The following is a 16,397-nucleotide window of genomic DNA, read 5'->3' on the forward strand; positions in this document are numbered from 1 at the left end:
GTCCGCGCAGGTCACGGCCCTGGACGCCGCGGACCATGCTGGTCCGCTAACCGGAACTTCCGGTCAGGGGACCAGCGATGACGACGGCAAGGGACCGGGCGGTCCGGACCGGGCGGCGGTGGACGACGCCAGCACTGCTGGGGGACCGGGCAGGGGACCAGTTGAAAGGACCGCGGTGGTCCAGGTGCCGTCTGGTCCGCGCGGACCAGACCAGCCGTCCGCGGACCACCCACAGAGTGAGGGGGCGGGATTGCTGGACGAGTTGCGTGCGGCGGTGGCCCGGTACGTGGTCCCGCCCAGCCCGGAGGCGCTGGATGCGATCACTTTGTGGATCGCAGCGACCCATCTGCAGCCGGCGTGGCAGCACGCGCCCCGGCTGGCGATCGTCGCGCCGACGAAGGCGTGTGGGAAGTCCCGGCTGCTGGACGTGCTGCACGAGACGGTCCACGACCCGTTCATCACGGTCAACTCGACCCCCGCGGCGATCTTCCGGTCGATCACCGAACAACCGCCGACGCTGCTGGTGGACGAGGCCGACACGATCTTCGGCAGCGTGAAGGTGGCGGAGAAGAACGAGGAGATGCGGGGTCTGCTCAACGCGGGGCATCAGCGCAACCGCCCGACGACGCGGGTGGTGGGGCCGGAGCACAAGCCGGTGAAGTTCCCCACCTTCGCCATGGCCGCCATCGCCGGGATCGGTGACCTGCCGGACACGATCATGGACCGGGCGGTGGTGATCCGGATGCGCAAGCGTCTGGAGAGCGAGCACGTCGACGACTTCCGCACGCGTACCGACGTGCCGTTCCTTCAAGCGGTGCGGGCCAGGCTGGCCGACTGGCTGGGCCCGCAGTTGGAGGCGGCGTCGGACCTGGTGCCGACGATGCCGGTCCGGGACCGGGCCGCAGACACGTGGGAACCGCTGGTCGCCGTCGCCGATCTGGCGGGAGGTGCCTGGCCGCAGCGTGCCCGGACGGCGTGCCGGACGATGACAGACCGGGAGAAGGGCAACGAACACGATCGGGGCGCCAAAATCCGAATCCTGGTCGACATCCGGGCCGCGTTCGCCCGTAACGGAGATCCGAGGCTCATGGCCACCGAGACGCTGCTGCACGCTCTGAACTCCGACCCGGAAGCGCCCTGGCACGAACACGGCCCGGTCGGACTGACCGCCCGCAAGCTGCAGATGCTGCTGGCGGACTACGAGATCCACTCCGCCAACCGCCGTTTCTCCGAGAGCACGCAGCGCCGCGGCTACGCCCGGGCGGACTTCACCGACGCCTGGAACCGGTACTGCCCCGCGCCTGAGTCCGTCGCCTCGGCGGCTTCAGGCGTCCACTCAGCTGCACCGCCGGTAGGGGCCGAACGCAGCGAATCTGAGGCTCGGTCCCGGCCGTCTCCGCCACAGGCGACCCAGCGCAGGGGACCGGGTTCGGGTCTGCCGCTGGCGCCCCTGGTGCCTGGTACGGGTCCGCGCCGCTGATCGACGCGGACCCTCATCAACCCGCATCACCCGTCCCGTCGCAGGTCAGCGCGGGACGGGTGGCGGTGCCGTGACGGGTCGACCCGTACCACGACGGCAACCCGTAACTGCTCTGACCAGCCACGCAACGAGTGGGACGGGTTGCTGATCCTTCACGGCAGCCGGATCGCCCAGCCTTAAGGAGGCATCACGAAAGAGAAGAAGCAGCCGCAGATCCCTGCCCGAGTGGGAGCAAGCTGGAGCGGTCGACACTCCTTTCGGGTTTCGTCCGCGCTTGCCTCCGCCCCGGCGGGGGCGGAGGGGGCCCGGCGCCAGGGGGCACCGGACGAGATGGGTGAGGCCGAGCGCGGCCTCAACCAGGACGCTGCGCGCCCGTCGGTCGGCGGGGTCTGCCCGTCCTGCGGCCAGCACCTGCCCCTCGCCCCGGCCGAGCCGTTGTCTGCGCGCGATCCCGCTGATCTGCCGCTGCTCGCACCGCTCTACCGCAAGCGCACCCGGGAGACCCGCGACCGGGTGCGCAGCGTCCGGTTCACTCCGACCGCGGAGGCGGTGATCGAGGCCGCAGCTCAAGTCCGGGGTCAGTTCTTCGCCGGTTACGTCGGCGATGTCGCCTACGCGCACGCCCTTGGTCGGACCGGCACCGGTGCCGGGAGTCCTGAGGACGACCCGGCACGCGCGCTCGTGGAGGTGGTCGAGCGGCTGATTGCGCAGCTGCGGCGGACGGGCAACAACCTGAACCAGATCACCCACGCCCTCAACTCGGGCGTCGTCCCCGACCACGCCGAGCAGGTCCTGGCCCGGGTCGAGCAGACGGTGGAGAACGCGTTCACGCTTCTCGACGGGTTCGTCGGCAAGCAGCAGGCGAGCTGATGGTTCCTGACGTCTCCACCGGCTCGCACACCGCCGGCTTGCTCTACTACCTGTTCGGCCCCGGTCGGCGTGACGAGCACGCCGATGCGCACATCGTCGCTGCCTGGGACATGGCCGGGGCCCCCGACCCCGGCCGCGACCCGACCGCCACCATCGGCCGGCTCGCTGATCGTCTCGACCTGCACGCGCGGCTGCGGGCGAAGGAGACCGGGACGATGCCGGCCAAGCACGTCTGGCACTGCCCGGTGCGCACCGCGCCCGGCGACCGCTACCTCACCGACACCGAGTGGGCGGAGGTCGCCCGCCGAATCGTCGCCGCCACCGGCATCGCCCCCGACGGCGACGACCTGGCGTGCCGGTGGATCGCCGTCCGGCACGCCGACGACCACATCCACATCGCCGCCGTCTCGGTGCGCGCCGACGGCCGCCGCGCCCGCACCCACCGCGACGGCTGGCGCGCCCAAGCCGCATGCCGCCGGATCGAGACCGAGTTCGGGCTGCGTCAGCTCAACCCCGGTGACATGACCGCGCCGAAGACCCCCACCAGCGCCGAACGCGCCAAGGCCGAACGCCTGGGCCGGCCGGTGACGAGCCGGGAGTGGCTGCGGGAGCAGGCGTACGCCGTGCTGGCCGCGGTCGGCAGCGAGCAGGAGTTCTTCGACGTCCTGGGCAGCCTGGGCATCACCGTCAACAAGCGCCTCGGACCCAAGAGCGGGGAGGTCACCGGCTACAGCCTCGCCGCCCCCGGCGACACCAACACCAGCGGTGAACCGGTCTTCTACGGCGGGTCGAAACTCGCCCCCGACCTGTCCATCATCCGCATCCGCGAAACCCTCACCCGCCCCGGACAAGCCCGCGCCCGCCGGACCCGGCCCCACCCCCGTGAGAGCTGGCAGCACGCCGACACCGCTCTGCGCCACGCCGCCCAGACCCTCGACAGCGATGACGACGCCGCAGCCCAGGCCCACCTGGCCGCCTACAGCACCATGCTCCACAACACCGCCCTCAACGCCCCGCCCGCCTACCGCGCCGAACTGCGCGCCGCCGCCACCGCCTTCAACCGCGCCCGCCGCTCCGCGATCCGCGCCGACCACCAGAAAGCCACCGCCCTACGCCAAGCGGCGAAGGACCTCACCTACGCCTCGCACGACGCCGGCGGCCTGCCCGTCGCGGTGATCGCCACCCTCGTCCACCTGGCCGTCGCCGCCACCCGCTGGTACGAGCAACGCGGCTACCAGCAGCAAGCAGCCGCCGCCCACCGCACGCTCACCCACCTCCACGCCGGCTACCGCCACGCCGCCGCCCCCGTCCTGGCCGACCTGGCCCGCCGCACCCCACACCCCCAGACCACCCAGCGCCTGGAAGCCGCCGTCCGCCAGGCCGTCCCCCAGCACGCCGACCGCATCCTCACCGACCCCACCTGGCCCGCCCTGGCCACCACCCTCGCCCAAGCCGAAACCGCCGGCCACCACCTCCCCACCCTCCTCCACCAAACAGCCACCGAACGCGAACTCCACACCGCCCACTCACCCGCCGAAACCCTCACCTGGCGCATCACCACCACCCCCAACCACCGAGCCACCGCAGCCCGAGCCCGCACGACCACCGGAGCGGCACCCTCCGGCCCCAGCCCAGCGGCGGCATCCCCGGTGAACGCTTCGCCCGATATGGGGTCGCAGCGTCACCGGTAAGAGAGGCGGCGATGGCCGCGGAGGCCGTGCACAGCTGCGGCTGGCCCCGCCGCCGTCAGGAGAGCGTCGATGCCTTCCGAGGAGGCGGAAGCTCGCGGAGCACTTCCCATATGGGCTGTGATCCCGACGCCCACATTCCCAGCAGGCGCCGGTCGACCAGGTGGAGTCTCTGGGACTTGGCCAGGGGCGGGCAGTTGGCGGAGAAACGGCCGTTGGTGACCAGGACGACGACATCCGCGCCGTGCAACTGGCGGGCGGTGCCGTTCAGGACGTGCAAGTCCGGCGTCCCGACAGCGGATCCGCGGTCGCCGTCACGGCGATGCTTGCACTGGATCACCCACCGCCGCCCGAAGGGGTCGGTGGCCTTCACGTCTGCCCCGTTGTCGCCCGCGCCACCTACCTGCACCGCATCGCGGCACCCGTCCCTGCGCATGAGATCGCGTACGGCGTGTTCGAACTGCCGGTGATGCAGAACGTCGAGCTGGGAGAGGGCGTACCGCAGGCCCTGAGCGCGCACGGCCTCCCAACGGGTCTGCTGGATACGTTGGTACGCCCACGCTCTACCTGCGGCGCCCGCCAGGAGCAGCAGGAGTACGAGGATCCACACGTGGCTGAGCAGCCAACTGACCACCGTCACGACGATCGCGATCGCCACGACGGCGACTAAGAGGGCGAGGATCAGTGCGTCGTTGTTCTTCTTGCGCGTGCGCCGGCGCCTGGCCGGCTGCCTGCGGCTCATCGCTCGCTCCCCTTGGAGGGGAACCTGATCGGATAGGAGACAGTCGACCGCGGCACAGCATGCTGCGGGTGTCCCGCCACGGGCGCAAAGGTGATCGGATAGTGCACCCTGCGCGCTGGGGTAGGCCCGGTCTGTCCCGCGTCCGCGGGAGTGTGGCCGTGGTAACCCGCCGCCGCTAATAAGATCAGGCCGAAAACCAGCACCCCGGTCCCGGAACCTGCCGCAGAACGCCAGTGCGCCCGCACCTGCGTCCCATCTGCTTTCACGTACTCCTGTACCCAGGGCATGCGCCCCCCTTGTCTTGTCGCCCGCCCCCGCGCGCACTTCATGCTCGCACCCACCACTGACAATCAGTCCCGGCAAGGTCACGGGAAGTGATCAACAGGGGTGCGGGGTGCCTCCGACCTGGCATACCAGCGGACCGGGGCTTGGCGCCGACGTCACTCTCCGGTCGCCAGGGCGATCGCTCGCCGACTACCTCTTGAGACCCGGGTTCCGGCCCCGAGGAAGTCCTCCAACTGCGCTGCGATCTCTGGCCAGTTGACGGCGACGCCGCTGGTGTGTCGCCAGTACTGATGGAAATGGCGGACGGCTCGGCTCACCCCAAGGGCGGCCGCTTCCGAGGGAATGTGCTGCATGATCCGGCGCGTGATGTTGCCCGGGCCACGCGCCGAAGGGGCGATGCCACTGCCAAGCAGGAGCGTGGCCGTGCGAAGCGCGTCGAGAACGCCGAGAGGTGCTGCGTCGGCCAGGGCGCCGAAGACCAGATGGGTCCAGGAGGTTCGGCTACGGGTCCAGGCGAGGCGTTCGAGGGACGTGCCCAGGTCGAGGACGAGGCGGTCGGGGTGGGCGGCGTTCCAGAGGAGGACCACGTCGCCGAGGGGGAGGCCGGCGTGGTCGAAGCGCAGGGTGATGCCTTCGACTTGGCGGCGGCGCCAGATGGCGAGGTTGCCGCGGAAGGTGATGTGGCGAACGTGGAGGCTCAGGCGGGACAGGACCGTGAGGAGCTGATCGAAGGCGGTGGTGTAGGCGGGCAGGTCAGGGAGCAACTCGACGCGGGAAGTGTTGACGAAGGACGTCAGGAAGCCGTCCTGGAGGGTGCCGTCAGCATCACGTTTGGCAGTGAGACGTACGACGGGTTGGGGAAGGAAGCCATGGCGGTAGGGGACGGTGCCGCCGTCTTTGAGGACGGGGTCGAAGGCTTGGATGGCGGAGATCGTCAGTTCGGTCTCGCGGCCCCAGCGCAGGGGCAGGCAGGGGGCTCGGGGGATGCCCTGCTCGGCGAAGGCTGACTCCAGGCGCGCGAGCAGGTCTGGCCAGGGCAGGGTGCGGCGGGGTGGGCGGTAGGGCGTTCCGTGGTCCTGGTGGCGGATGTCGAGGTGCGGGCCGTCAAACGTGAAGTTCCAGCGGGGGCCAAGGGCCTTGCGGAGCAGGCCCGGTATGTCGGCCGCGTCGGCGGTGGTCAGCATGAGCGGCTGGCCAGGGCGTTGAAGTGGCGCTGCGGGTCGAAGCGGTCCTTGCCGATGGCCTGGATCGTGGCCGGGTCGAGGTCTTCTGTGCGGCGGATCGCTTCGGCGAGTGCCTGTGCTGCCCTCTCGTCGTCAGCCTCGGCCCCGAGGACGGTGACGGCACCGGTGTCTGGGCAGAGTGCCGCTTCGGCGCAGGTGCCTACACGCCAGGTCAGGGCAGCCACGGGTGTGCCGGCGCGTAGGGCTTCGCCGAAGACGGCCGCGCCGGCCTCTACGTAGTCGCGGGCGTAGGTGTAGACGAACGTGCCGGCGCTGTGAACGGCCGCGGTTTTGGCGGGGCCGCCGAGTTCGCCGACCCACTCGACGTGGTCGGCGGTGAGCAGCCGCTCGTGCCGCTGGACGTACTCGCGGTCGAAGACCGGGCCGACCAGCCGTACGCGGCGGCCGAGGAGCTGGGCGGCGCGGACGGCCAGGTGCGGGGCCTTCTCGCCGTCGATACGGCCCAGCCACACCAGATCGTCGCCCTTGATGGCGGGTGGTTCGGCTTCGTCCAGGCCGAGCTGGACGGCCAACTCCTGGCGGGGCCGCCAAGCCGCGTACCGCTCGATCATCTCCGGCGAGTAGCAGTACAGGCGGTGGCGTTTGCCGTCGAAGGCATCCGGGGCGTGGCGGAAGTCGGGGTTGTGCTGGAAGGTGGCGACGTCGCAGTCCAGCGTGTCCCGTATGCGACGCCAGGCGGGCAGCGTCGGGTACTCGTGACCGACGACCAGCAGGTCGTACCCACAAGCGGCGAGGTCGCGGGCCGCGGCCGACCCCCGCCCGACGTCCTCCAGCCTGACCGGCTTGCGGGTCCACCGCGTGCCGAGGTCGTCGCGCCAGGCGGGACCGAGGAGGTGTACGTCGGCGCCTGCGGCTTTCGCCCCTACTGCTACGGCCCACAGCCAGCGTTCGATCCCGCCATAGCCGGTCGGGGGGAACGCGTAGCTGCCGGGGAAGTCGCAGACGCCGACTAACACCTATGCCTCCGAGGGTTTGCCGTCCGCCGTGATGCGGCGGAAGCCGAGGTACGGGACAAGGGATTGCGGGAGCAGGACGGAGCCGTCGGGCTGCTGGTGCTGTTCCAGGACGGCGGCCAGGGTGCGGCCGACGGGCAGGCCGGAGCCGTTGACGGTGGCGGCCGGGGTGGACTTGCCGTGTTCGTCGCGGGTGCGGATGCCGGCGCGGCGGCCCTGGAAGGTGCCGAAGTCGGAGACCGAGGAGATCTCGCGGTAGGTGTTCTGGCTGGGCAGCCAGACCTCGATGTCGTAGGTGAGCCGGGCGGAGAACCCGGTGTCGCCGGCGGCGAGGGTGACGACGCGGTAGGCGAGGTCGAGTTCCTTCAGGCACGCCTCGGCGTGGCCGGTCATCTTCTCCATCTCGGCACGGGAGTCGCCCGGCGCGCAGATGCGGACCATCTCGACCTTGGAGAACTGGTGCTGGCGGATCAGCCCGCGGGTGTCGCGGCCGTACGAGCCGGCCTCGGAGCGGAAGCAGGGCGTCTGCGCGGTCAGGGCGATCGGCAGCTCGGCGGGCGGGATGATCTCGTCGGCGTACAGGTTCGTGAGTGGAACCTCGGCCGTCGGGATGAGGAACAGCTCGCGGTCCGCGACCCCTGTGGCGAACAGGTCTTCCTCGAACTTGGGAAGCTGGCCGGTGCCGGTCATGGTCTTGCGTGTGACCAGGAACGGCACGGAGTGCTCGGTGTAGCCGTGTCGGCGGGTGTGCAGGTCGAGGAAGAGCGTGGCCAGGGCGCGTTCCAGGGCCGCGCCGACACCGCGAAGGACGCTGAAGCGGGGGCCGGACAGCTTGGTAGCGCGGCCGAAGTCGAGGATGCCCATGGCCTCGCCGAGGTCGACGTGGTCCTTCGGCTCGAAGGAGAAGGACGGCGGGGTGCGGACGCGGCGCTGTTCGACGGCGAAGTCCTCCGAGTCGCCGTCAGGGGCTTCGTCGGCAGGCAGGTTCGGGACGGTGAGCAGGAGCTGGGTCAACTCCTCCTGAGCCCGCTCCTGCTCGGCCTCCGCCTCGCGGATCTGCTCCTTCAGCTTGCGTGCCTGGTCTTTCAGCGCGGACGTGTCCCCGCCGGACTTGGCGGCCTTCTGCACCTCGGCCGCGACCGTCTTGGACTCGGCGCGCAGCTCGTCGGCGATGCGGATGCTCTGGTTGCGGCGGGACTGGAGGGACTCCAGGGAGGAGAGGTCCAGGTCGTAGCCGCGACGGGCGAGGCGGCGTACCGCCTCGTCTCCCATGTCGATCAGAGCGCGTGCATCATGCATGAGGGGATCTCTCCTCGGGCGGGGTCCGTAGAGGATCGAAGTTAGCAAGGATGGGGACACCTGCTTGCGGCGATTCCGCCCGGCCACCCCCGGTCGGCGGTGCGTGAACCCCCTCGCTGGTGAGTCTGTCGATCAACCGGCTGGTGAGACCGTGCAGTCGAGTGTCGGTGACGACCAAAGGGTCCAAGCATCGGGCTTCCGGGAAGAAGAGCGGGAGCGGCTCGTCGGACGGCTCGGCCATCGTCCAGGTGAGCAGGGACAGCAACAAACCATGGGCCACGACGACCCGAGGGCCGGGATGCCGCAAGGCGTCCCTGACGGCGGCGAGCATGCGGATGACGGCTTCGTGCTGGGACTCGGCGGCCCCGGGCGGGCGGATGTACGGACCGTGCCGGCCGAGCCAGTCGGCGTAGTCGAGGAACGGCCCGCCCTCGAAGTCGCCGTAGTCGAGTTCGTTGAGGCGAGCGTCGATGCGCGGTTCCAGCTGGGCCGGACCGGCGAGGAGGATCGTGGTCTGCTGCGCCCGCGGGAAGGCGCTGGTGACCCAGGTGCGGGGGTGCCGCAGGGAGCCGGAGGCACGCAGGACGTGGCACGCGGCGACGCCCTCGGCGTCGAGCGGCAGCCGAACGCCCGGGTCCCCGTTGACCAGGTAGTGAGTGCTGTAGGAGGTGCTCGCGTGCCGGAGCAGGATCGTCGTCACGGTGTCGTCTCCTTCTCGGCGTACGAGAGCAGGACGGTCAGGACGTCGGCCATCTGCTGATGGCGAGGGTCTCGGGTGTCTTCGTAGTAGAGGAGGCCGTGCAGCCCGATGAGCAGGCACCAGGGCAGGATGCTGCTTCGTGCGACGCCCGAGCGGCGAGCGGCTTCGCGGAGCCGGTCGTCCGTGCCGTTGCCGAGCCGGTAGTAGAGCGTCCAGAACGCCCAGTCGAAGAGGGCGTCGCCCTGCATGGGCAGCGGGTCGAGCAGCATCGGGCGGCCTTGGCGGGTGAAGGCGACGTTCTCCCGGTAGAGGTCGGCGTGCAGCACCGTACGGCGGGCCGCATCGGCGGAAAGCCCGGCCAGATACGGGGTGATCTGCGCGATGTGCCGGCCGTAGCGGCTGGTGCGTCCGCGCTCCCGGATACGGGGCTCGATCTCGTTGCGGATGTGGTCGGCAAGCGGGGGAAACCTGCCGGGGCGGACGTTCCGGCCGATACCGTGGGCCTGCTGCACTGCTTCCGCGACACGGGCTGTCTCGTCGGACGGTGGCTTGTCACCGCCCGGTCGTCCGGCGATCATGCGCAGGACCGCCACGCGGTGTTCGTCATCCGCCGCCAGGAGCACGCGGTCCTGTCCCGGGCGCCAAAGGCGCAGGGCTGCGGTCTCGCGGGCGTAGCGGTCGGCGTCGAACCACATCTTCACCAGGACGGGGCTGCCCTCGCGGTCGTGAGCCGTGGCGAGAACGCTGGCGTGGCCGGCGTCGTGGTAGCCGGTGAGATTCAGGTTCCACCGGCGACCGGCGTTCGTGAGTAAGCCCGGAACTCCGTTGAGCCACGTCGTCGCCGCTGAACCGTAGTGGGCGAGCAGGCGGCTGCGGCACGTCTCCGGGAGGGGTGGCAGAGCACGGCAGGTCGTCGTCAACTGAGCAGCACCCCGTCCTGCACCAGCTCCTGGGTGAGGGCCGGGAATCCTGCGAGGGTCTCCAGGACGAGGGAGTGCACCGTCTCGACGTGGGCGTCCGGTCGCGAGAGGCGTACGAGGACGCGCCACGGCTGGTCCAGCGGTTCGCCCGTCGCGCTGACCATGTGCACCTCGGCGTGCCCGCCGGTCTCCTCGTGCAGGCGGTGGGCCAGGCGGGCGGCGGCCAAGTTGTAGAGCTTGCCGACGTGGTAGACGGGGTTCTTGCCGCTGGCGCCCTCCATGTTCATCGGCCGCAGCGGGGTGATGAGGCCGTTGACCCTGTTGCCGCGGCCGACCACGCCCTCGTCGCCGGACTCGATGGAGCTGCCGGTGTACGTCAGGTACAGCTCGTCCTTCTGCGGCACGTCGCGCACGTTCAGCCGGAAGTCGACGGGTGTGCCCGGCAGATGGTCGACCGCGATCCGGCGGCACTCGGCGAGAACCGCCTCCTTGTTCGCGAGGTAGGCAGCCCTGTCAGGTACGAACCGGCTCTTCTGCGGGACGCACAGGACGACGTCGGCGTGCTCGCCGTCGTAGTAACCCATGACCTTCACGTCGCTGCCGCACCACGGGTGCTCCCGCGTGAAGGGCGAGACGCCGGAGAAGCCGTCGGCCACCTCGCGCACGAACGCCTCGAAGGGACTGTGAGGAGCCCAACCGGTCCCTATCGAGGTGTCGTTGGCCATCAGTGCCCGCCGCTCCCGTAGGTCCTCCACCGACCGCGGCGCGAACCAACGCGTGCGTTCGGGTGCGCCGGCGTCGGTGATGACCGCGCCAGGGCTGGAGTTGGCGGTGATGTGGAAGCGGAGGTCGAGATGGTCGGCCAACTCCGGCAGCCTCTCGGCGAAGAACGCTCGCACCGTCTGCTCGGCCAGTTCCTGCACGGGGATCTCGCTGTCCCCACAGGTTCGGGCGGCCCGTCCGTTCACGAGCACGCGGACGGGCGCCTTCATCTCGCCGGCGCCGTACTCGACCCGGCTCGCGCCGCCCAGCAGCGCGAGCTTGTCGAAGTTGTGGTGGAGCACGGCCCCGAAGGTCTCCTGGGTGTAGCGGCTGTACGCCTGTGAGAGCCGTTCGGCCAAGTGGTCGGCGAGGGTGTCCGGGTGGCCGAGACCCTTGCGCTCGACGATGGTGGTGGCTTCGGGGCGCGGTGTACCGGTCTCGATGACGATTCGACTGCGTCCGGACGTGCTGACGGTGCGGTTCACGTGGGCTCCTTGAAGTCAGGGCTACGGGCAGGGGTGGTAGTGGCGCTACCGCGGAACTCGCGCTTCACGCGCGACGGTGACCAAGCGGCTGAGGCGACGAAGGACGTCGGCGGTGCTGGTGGCGCGGATCAGGCGGTTCACGTCGGCTGTGGTGAGGAGGGAGAGGTCGTCCGGTCGGCGGCGGTCCAGCCAGAGGACGAGGCGCCAAGCGGCGATCGGGCCGTTGACCGGCAGCAGGCCGATGCCGTCGAGGGGCAGTACCGACCTGTTCCCGTAGATCAGGTCGCGGATCAGGTGGAAGGCGGCGTCCGCGGTGTCCGACACGGCGGGGCCGCGTGCGGCTGCCTCCCAGTCGACGACGTGGACGGCGCTGCCGTCGTCCACGAAGTGCTCGGGCTTGATGTCGCCGTGTAGGTAGGCAATCGGTTCGCCGTTCAGGGAAGTCAGGGCGTTCGACAGCCGATGCCACCACGGCCGTTGCGCACACCGTGCGGAGAGTTGGGCGAGAAGCGCGTGGCTGTTGGTCGGGAAGCTGCTGCCGCTCGGCAGCCACCCGGGCCCGGGGTTGATCGGTGCGGGACGCTGCTGGAGGGCTTCCGTCAGCGTGAGGGTTCGCTGGACGAAGGCGCCTACCGGGTCGTCGGGGGGCGCCGTGGACCCGGCCGTGCCGACGGCGTCGAGCAACAGCCAGCAGCACCCGTCTTCGTCACCGCTGTCCCGTACCGCCGGCGCGGGCAGGCCCCAGCCGCGGGCCAGGCCGAGCGCCTGGGCCTCCCGGTTGCGCCGCTCGGCAGGCGCGATGCCTCGGTAGACTTTCAGCACGGCCTTGTCGCCGTACGCGCGCCACATCGCGGACAGGGGCTTGTCGTGAAGGGGAATGAGAGGCCCGAAGCGGTGGCTCAACGCTTCGCCGACGGTCGCCGTCACGCCAACCGCCCGGCGCAGGCGAGAAGTTCGGCGTCGACAGTCGCCGGCCCTTTGGGGACATCGTCGTCAGCCACGAGGAAGAAGACGGTCTTACCGGGGTCCCGCGGAACCCAGCCCCAGTCATGGGACAAGCACTCGACCAGAGCGAGACCCCTGCCGCCGGTGGCGTCGGGCAGCGCGGCGGACAGCACGGGCGGTCGCGGGGAACGGTCGGTGACCTCGATCTGAAGGAACCGCCCCGTCCATCGCGTACGCACCCAGCACTCGTCACCGGCGTGCGTGAGGGCGTTGGTGATCACTTCGCTCGCACACAACTCGACGTCGGACAGCGCCGAGTCCGAGAGGGGGACGCTCCAGCGCTGCGCAGTCCGGACGATTCTCTGCCGGGCTTCGCCGATGGCATCGGTGTCGGCCTGGACGTGGAACTCGTCCGGGGCCGGGAGCTGCTGGTGGTTCATGGGGAGCCTCTCCTCAGCCTGCGGGTGGGAGGTGACGGCCGATGCCTGACGGGGGAGGCAGGCACCGACCGTCGGTCTGGTTGCCCTCTGTCGCTGTCCCAGCACACCCGATAGCGTGCGGACCGCAGGAGCCCATCGAGCGGTCAACTCGGTCAACTTCGCTGCCGCATTGACCACCAGCCCTTTCGCGGCGGCATCATGGGATGGGCGAAGGCGCACAGCAACGCGGGGGTGGACCGCTGCATGAGCCGACGTCCCGAGGGACCGAACCTCCAACTCGCGACGTGCCTGGACGAATTGGGCTGGAGTCCCAAAGTCCTCGCACGGAAGATCAACCGGACGTTCGGCGACGGCACCGTCTCCGAGAGCGCGCCCTACCATTGGCGTGACCAGGGCGCACTTCCCCGGTCTCCGCTGCCGACCGCCGTGGCGCACGTGCTGTCACAGGAGCTGGGCCGGACCGTGACCGTCGAGTGGCTGTGGCAGGCGCGGTCGACGCCGTCGCCGGTCCTCGTGCCGGCCGACAGCGAGTTGGCGCGGCCATGGACCGCACGTGAGCTGGGAGGCATCGTGGAGGACTGGGTGGCCAGCGGGTTACGTGACCGCCGCCGCTTCCTCGCCGCTTCCGGTTCCGCGCTCCTCGCGCTCGTTTCGCAATACGTGGACGGTTCGGCCGGCCGCGGCGGGCTCACCGGTCGTGTCTCGCAGCCCACCGGCTCGGACCCGCTGATCGACCAGGTCGAGCAGAACCTTCCCCTGCTGCAACTCCTCGACGACGAGCACGGCGGCGCACGGCATCTGGCCTACGTGGGCGCGCAGTTCCGCGCCGTAGCGCTTCTGCTGCACGAAGGCGGACACTCGGCGTACGCCACCACCAGGCTCTTCCACGCGCTGGGCGAGGTAGGGCAGTTGGCCGGGTGGATGGCCTTCGACGCCGGAGACCACGGCTTGGCCCAGCGCTACCTCGTCACCGCTCTGCGCGCCGCGCATCAGGTCAACGACCGCCCGCTGGCCGCGCACATCCTCGCCGACCTCGCCTTCCAGGCTGCCGGCCGCGAACACCCGGCCGATGCCGTCGTTTTGGGCGAGGCTGCTGTGCGGACGAGCGAAGGCGCGCCGAACGGCGTGCGTGCATCGGTCCTGTCCCGGCTCGCCTATGCCTATGCCACCGCCGGCCGCACAACGGACTTCGACCGCACGCGGGAGACCGCCCGCGAACTGGTCGAATCCTCCGCCCCGGACGGCTCCGAACCCCACTGGATGTACTACCTGACCGGCAACCACCTGGACTGCCAAGCCGGTTACGCCCTCATCCATCTCGGTCGCGTGCGACGCGGCGAAGGCGCCACCGCACAGGGCCGCCGATTCGTCACCCGCGGAACGGCGCTGCTGGCCACCGGCGCACACGAAGTACCCCTCGACGACCCGAGCCAGCGGCGGGCCCTGTTCGAAGGAGCATGGCTCGCCCTCGGCTACACCAGCTCCGGCGAGACCGAGCTGGCGTGCCAGATCGCAGCAACGGCCACACAGCGGCTGGCCACCGTCCGCTCACCGCGCAGCACCGCGGTCCTCCAGCAACTCGCCGGGGATCTGCGGCGTCGGCAGCGCAACCCGCACGTCCGCGGCTTCCTCCCCGAACTCGAAAACCGCCTCGCTGAGCACCCGGCAGGTGCGATCGCCGGACGCTAGGGTCGCTCCCGTGGCTGCAACCGAGCAGGTGACCGTGATCGGGGCCGGCGTCTCCGGCCTCACCACTGCCGTCGTCCTCGCTGAGGCCGGACTGCGGGTGCGGGTGATCGCCGAGGACATCCCCGGGCGTACGTCGCTGGCCGCGGGGGCCATGTGGGGGCCGTACCTGGTCGAGCCCAAGGACAAGGTCGACGAGTGGAGCTGGCACTCGCTGGGGGTCTTCCGCTCGCTCGCTGGCGATCCGACGACCGGCGTACGCATCGCCTCCGGCATCGAAGCCTCCCGCCACGCCGACGCGCCGCCGGAGTGGGCCATGACGCTGCCGGGCTTCCAGCCCTGTCCCGTGAGTGCACTCCCACCCGGCTTCACCGCCGGCTACCGGTTCGAGGTCCCCCTGATCGACATGCCCGTCTACCTCGCCCACCTGCGGGACCGTCTTCTCGCTGCCGGCGCGACCATCGAGCAGGGCACGGTCACCGACCTGGATGACCCCGACCTCGGCCGCACGGTCGTCAACTGCACCGGCCTCGGCGCCCGCCACCTCGCCGCCGATCACGACCTCCGCCCGATCCGCGGCCAGCATGTCGTCGTCACCAACCCCGGCCTCACCGACTTCTTCTCCGAAGACACCGGCACCTCCCCCGACCTGCTCTGCATCTACCCCCACGGCAACACCGTCGTCCTCGGCGGCACCGCCATCGACGGCCAGGGCGACCTCGCCCCCGACCCGGCCGCCGCCGACGCGATCCTCCACCGCTGCACCGCGGTCGAGCCTCGCCTCGCACAAGCCCGCGTCCTGGCCCACCGCATCGGCACCCGCCCCACCCGCCCGGCAGTCCGCGTCGAAGCCGAGCCGCGCCACGACGGCCGGCTGGTCGTGCACAACTACGGCCACGGTGGCGCTGGCGTTACCCTCTCCTGGGGCTGCGCTCAAAAGATCGAAAAACGCTACCTTCGTATTTGAAATTCGGCGGGCGGGAGGGGCGAGTCCGCCCTTTGACCTGGGCAGACATGGGTGTGGCGCCTGGTGGGTGTTTCTCTCGGCGGTGGCGTTCATGTTGGTCAGCGGGTTGCGGGCTAGAGGGTGACGACCTGCTTGGGCGTGGCGATCTGCAGCCTCGGGATTAGGTCTCGCCGGGCTTGGTCAGTGCGGTGACCTGCTGAAAGGTTCCGGTGGGGCGGTGAAGATGGATTACAAGGAGATCATCACGGAGTTGTCCGACGGTCTGGCCCGGCCGAGCCGTTGAGATTCCGGCTGGGAGGTCACCGGCAGCGGCGCGGTCGCGCGGGCCCGGCAGCGTCTGGGCGATGCGGTGTTGGCTGACCTGTTCGACACCGTCGCGCGGCCGGTTGCAGAGCTGCTCACTCCCGGCGCATTCCTGGGCGGCTGGCGGCTGATGGCCGTCGACGGCTTCGAGCAGGACGCTCCCCACACGGCCGCCAACGCCGACGCCTTCGGCTACGCCGGCGGCAGCACACATCCCTCGGCGTTCCCCCAGGTGCGACTGGCCACGCTCTCGGAAGTCGGTACGCATGCCGAGACCGGGGCGGCGATGGGGCCGGTGACCGGCACCGGCTCGGCAGATCTTCGCTGCCTGCTAGAAGGACACCCCCGGCGACGACGTACGGGAGCCGGGCCCGGTCTTCGACCGGTGCGAGCAGGGGACCCTCATGTGACGGAACTGTTTCTCCAGGCAAGCGTCATTGCACGCGGCACGTTGCTTACCACCGCCTCACCAGGACCTCTTTGGTGGCGGGCTGGTCTGTGTTCGTTTGCCGACATGCCAGCCCGTGCAGAGCGGGGGCGAACGACTACACGACTGCTGCTGTCACTCAGCGCCCAGACGGTACGCTTGTCCGGCTAAGCAGCTGGAGTAGAGATCGGAGTCGGCGAC

Annotated in this window: 15 protein-coding genes; 5 read left to right on the top strand and 10 right to left on the bottom strand. The window is 70.4% G+C overall.

Annotated elements, in window-relative coordinates; genetic code table 11:
• Nucleotides 1-175 precede the first annotated feature (175 nt).
• From HCN08_RS07460 to HCN08_RS07470, 3 genes are all read left to right on the top strand, one after another.
• Nucleotides 176-1,480, top strand: coding sequence for a DUF3631 domain-containing protein (locus HCN08_RS07460; protein ID WP_407648702.1), 1,305 nt, complete (start codon nt 176-178; stop codon nt 1,478-1,480).
• Between the two features lie 330 nt (nt 1,481-1,810).
• Nucleotides 1,811-2,350, top strand: a complete 540-nt coding sequence (locus tag HCN08_RS07465; RefSeq protein ID WP_206318510.1) for a MobC family plasmid mobilization relaxosome protein — start codon at nt 1,811-1,813, stop codon at nt 2,348-2,350.
• Complete coding sequence (locus tag HCN08_RS07470; RefSeq protein WP_167982120.1) at nt 2,350-4,041, top strand: relaxase/mobilization nuclease domain-containing protein; 1,692 nt, start codon at nt 2,350-2,352, stop codon at nt 4,039-4,041. Before HCN08_RS07465 ends, HCN08_RS07470 begins: the two co-directional genes overlap by 1 nt.
• A 55-nt stretch (nt 4,042-4,096) precedes the next feature.
• Here HCN08_RS07470 and HCN08_RS07475 read toward each other — a convergent pair whose 3' ends face one another.
• The 9 genes from HCN08_RS07475 to HCN08_RS07515 all read right to left on the bottom strand — a co-directional run bounded on the left by HCN08_RS07475 (nt 4,097) and on the right by HCN08_RS07515 (nt 12,813).
• Nucleotides 4,097-4,780 (bottom strand): restriction endonuclease, encoded by a 684-nt coding sequence (locus tag HCN08_RS07475; RefSeq protein WP_167982121.1) that lies wholly within the window; start codon nt 4,778-4,780, stop codon nt 4,097-4,099.
• A 440-nt stretch (nt 4,781-5,220) separates the two neighbouring features.
• On the bottom strand, nt 5,221-6,249 hold the full coding sequence (locus HCN08_RS07480; RefSeq protein ID WP_240969876.1) for a hypothetical protein: 1,029 nt from the start codon (nt 6,247-6,249) through the stop codon (nt 5,221-5,223).
• Entirely contained in the window at nt 6,243-7,265 is a 1,023-nt protein-coding gene (locus HCN08_RS36445; protein ID WP_167982122.1) for a glycosyltransferase, read from the bottom strand. Before HCN08_RS36445 ends, HCN08_RS07480 begins: the two co-directional genes overlap by 7 nt.
• Nucleotides 7,266-8,561, bottom strand: a complete 1,296-nt coding sequence (gene serS / locus HCN08_RS07490; protein WP_167982123.1) for a serine--tRNA ligase — start codon at nt 8,559-8,561, stop codon at nt 7,266-7,268. It lies immediately after the preceding gene.
• Entirely contained in the window at nt 8,554-9,261 is a 708-nt protein-coding gene (locus tag HCN08_RS07495; protein WP_167982124.1) for a histidine phosphatase family protein, read from the bottom strand. Before HCN08_RS07495 ends, serS begins: the two co-directional genes overlap by 8 nt.
• Nucleotides 9,258-10,181, bottom strand: coding sequence for an aminoglycoside phosphotransferase family protein (locus HCN08_RS07500; protein ID WP_167982125.1), 924 nt, complete (start codon nt 10,179-10,181; stop codon nt 9,258-9,260). The genes HCN08_RS07495 and HCN08_RS07500 overlap by 4 nt, the downstream gene beginning before the upstream one ends.
• Nucleotides 10,178-11,428: a methionine adenosyltransferase gene (locus tag HCN08_RS07505; RefSeq protein WP_167982126.1), complete on the bottom strand. Its 1,251-nt coding sequence runs from the start codon at nt 11,426-11,428 to the stop codon at nt 10,178-10,180. Before HCN08_RS07505 ends, HCN08_RS07500 begins: the two co-directional genes overlap by 4 nt.
• Nucleotides 11,429-11,473: 45 nt before the next feature.
• Nucleotides 11,474-12,355: a phosphotransferase gene (locus HCN08_RS07510; protein WP_167982127.1), complete on the bottom strand. Its 882-nt coding sequence runs from the start codon at nt 12,353-12,355 to the stop codon at nt 11,474-11,476.
• Nucleotides 12,352-12,813, bottom strand: coding sequence for an ATP-binding protein (locus HCN08_RS07515; RefSeq protein ID WP_167982128.1), 462 nt, complete (start codon nt 12,811-12,813; stop codon nt 12,352-12,354). The genes HCN08_RS07510 and HCN08_RS07515 overlap by 4 nt, the downstream gene beginning before the upstream one ends.
• A gap of 243 nt (nt 12,814-13,056) precedes the next feature.
• Between HCN08_RS07515 and HCN08_RS07520 the strand changes: the two genes are divergently transcribed.
• Both HCN08_RS07520 and HCN08_RS07525 read left to right on the top strand, forming a co-directional pair.
• Nucleotides 13,057-14,502 (top strand): carph-isopro domain-containing protein, encoded by a 1,446-nt coding sequence (locus HCN08_RS07520; RefSeq protein WP_167982129.1) that lies wholly within the window; start codon nt 13,057-13,059, stop codon nt 14,500-14,502.
• A 10-nt stretch (nt 14,503-14,512) separates the two neighbouring features.
• Nucleotides 14,513-15,466, top strand: a complete 954-nt coding sequence (locus tag HCN08_RS07525; RefSeq protein ID WP_167982130.1) for an FAD-dependent oxidoreductase — start codon at nt 14,513-14,515, stop codon at nt 15,464-15,466.
• Between the two features lie 160 nt (nt 15,467-15,626).
• Here HCN08_RS07525 and HCN08_RS07530 read toward each other — a convergent pair whose 3' ends face one another.
• The gene (locus HCN08_RS07530; RefSeq protein WP_167982131.1) at nt 15,627-16,037 is read right to left on the bottom strand and encodes a hypothetical protein; all 411 of its coding nucleotides are present in this window, start codon (nt 16,035-16,037) and stop codon (nt 15,627-15,629) included.
• Between the last annotated feature and the right edge of the window lie 360 nt (nt 16,038-16,397).

Origin of the sequence: Actinacidiphila epipremni, from assembly GCF_012034175.1 — a bacterium.
Classification (GTDB): Bacteria; Actinomycetota; Actinomycetes; order Streptomycetales; family Streptomycetaceae; genus Actinacidiphila; species Actinacidiphila epipremni.

What these genes read in the sequence shown, in the direction of transcription:
- HCN08_RS07465 (WP_206318510.1), top strand. Translation starts at nt 1,811, where the DNA reads ATGGGTGAGGCCGAGCGCGGCCTCAACCAGGACGCTGCGCGCCCGTCG.
- HCN08_RS07475 (WP_167982121.1), bottom strand. Translation starts at nt 4,780, where the DNA reads ATGAGCCGCAGGCAGCCGGCCAGGCGCCGGCGCACGCGCAAGAAGAAC.
- HCN08_RS07515 (WP_167982128.1), bottom strand. Translation starts at nt 12,813, where the DNA reads ATGAACCACCAGCAGCTCCCGGCCCCGGACGAGTTCCACGTCCAGGCC.
- HCN08_RS07520 (WP_167982129.1), top strand. Translation starts at nt 13,057, where the DNA reads ATGAGCCGACGTCCCGAGGGACCGAACCTCCAACTCGCGACGTGCCTG.
- HCN08_RS07530 (WP_167982131.1), bottom strand. Translation starts at nt 16,037, where the DNA reads ATGCGTACCGACTTCCGAGAGCGTGGCCAGTCGCACCTGGGGGAACGC.
- serS (WP_167982123.1), bottom strand. Translation starts at nt 8,561, where the DNA reads ATGCATGATGCACGCGCTCTGATCGACATGGGAGACGAGGCGGTACGC.
- HCN08_RS07480 (WP_240969876.1), bottom strand. Translation starts at nt 6,249, where the DNA reads ATGCTGACCACCGCCGACGCGGCCGACATACCGGGCCTGCTCCGCAAG.
- HCN08_RS07470 (WP_167982120.1), top strand. Translation starts at nt 2,350, where the DNA reads ATGGTTCCTGACGTCTCCACCGGCTCGCACACCGCCGGCTTGCTCTAC.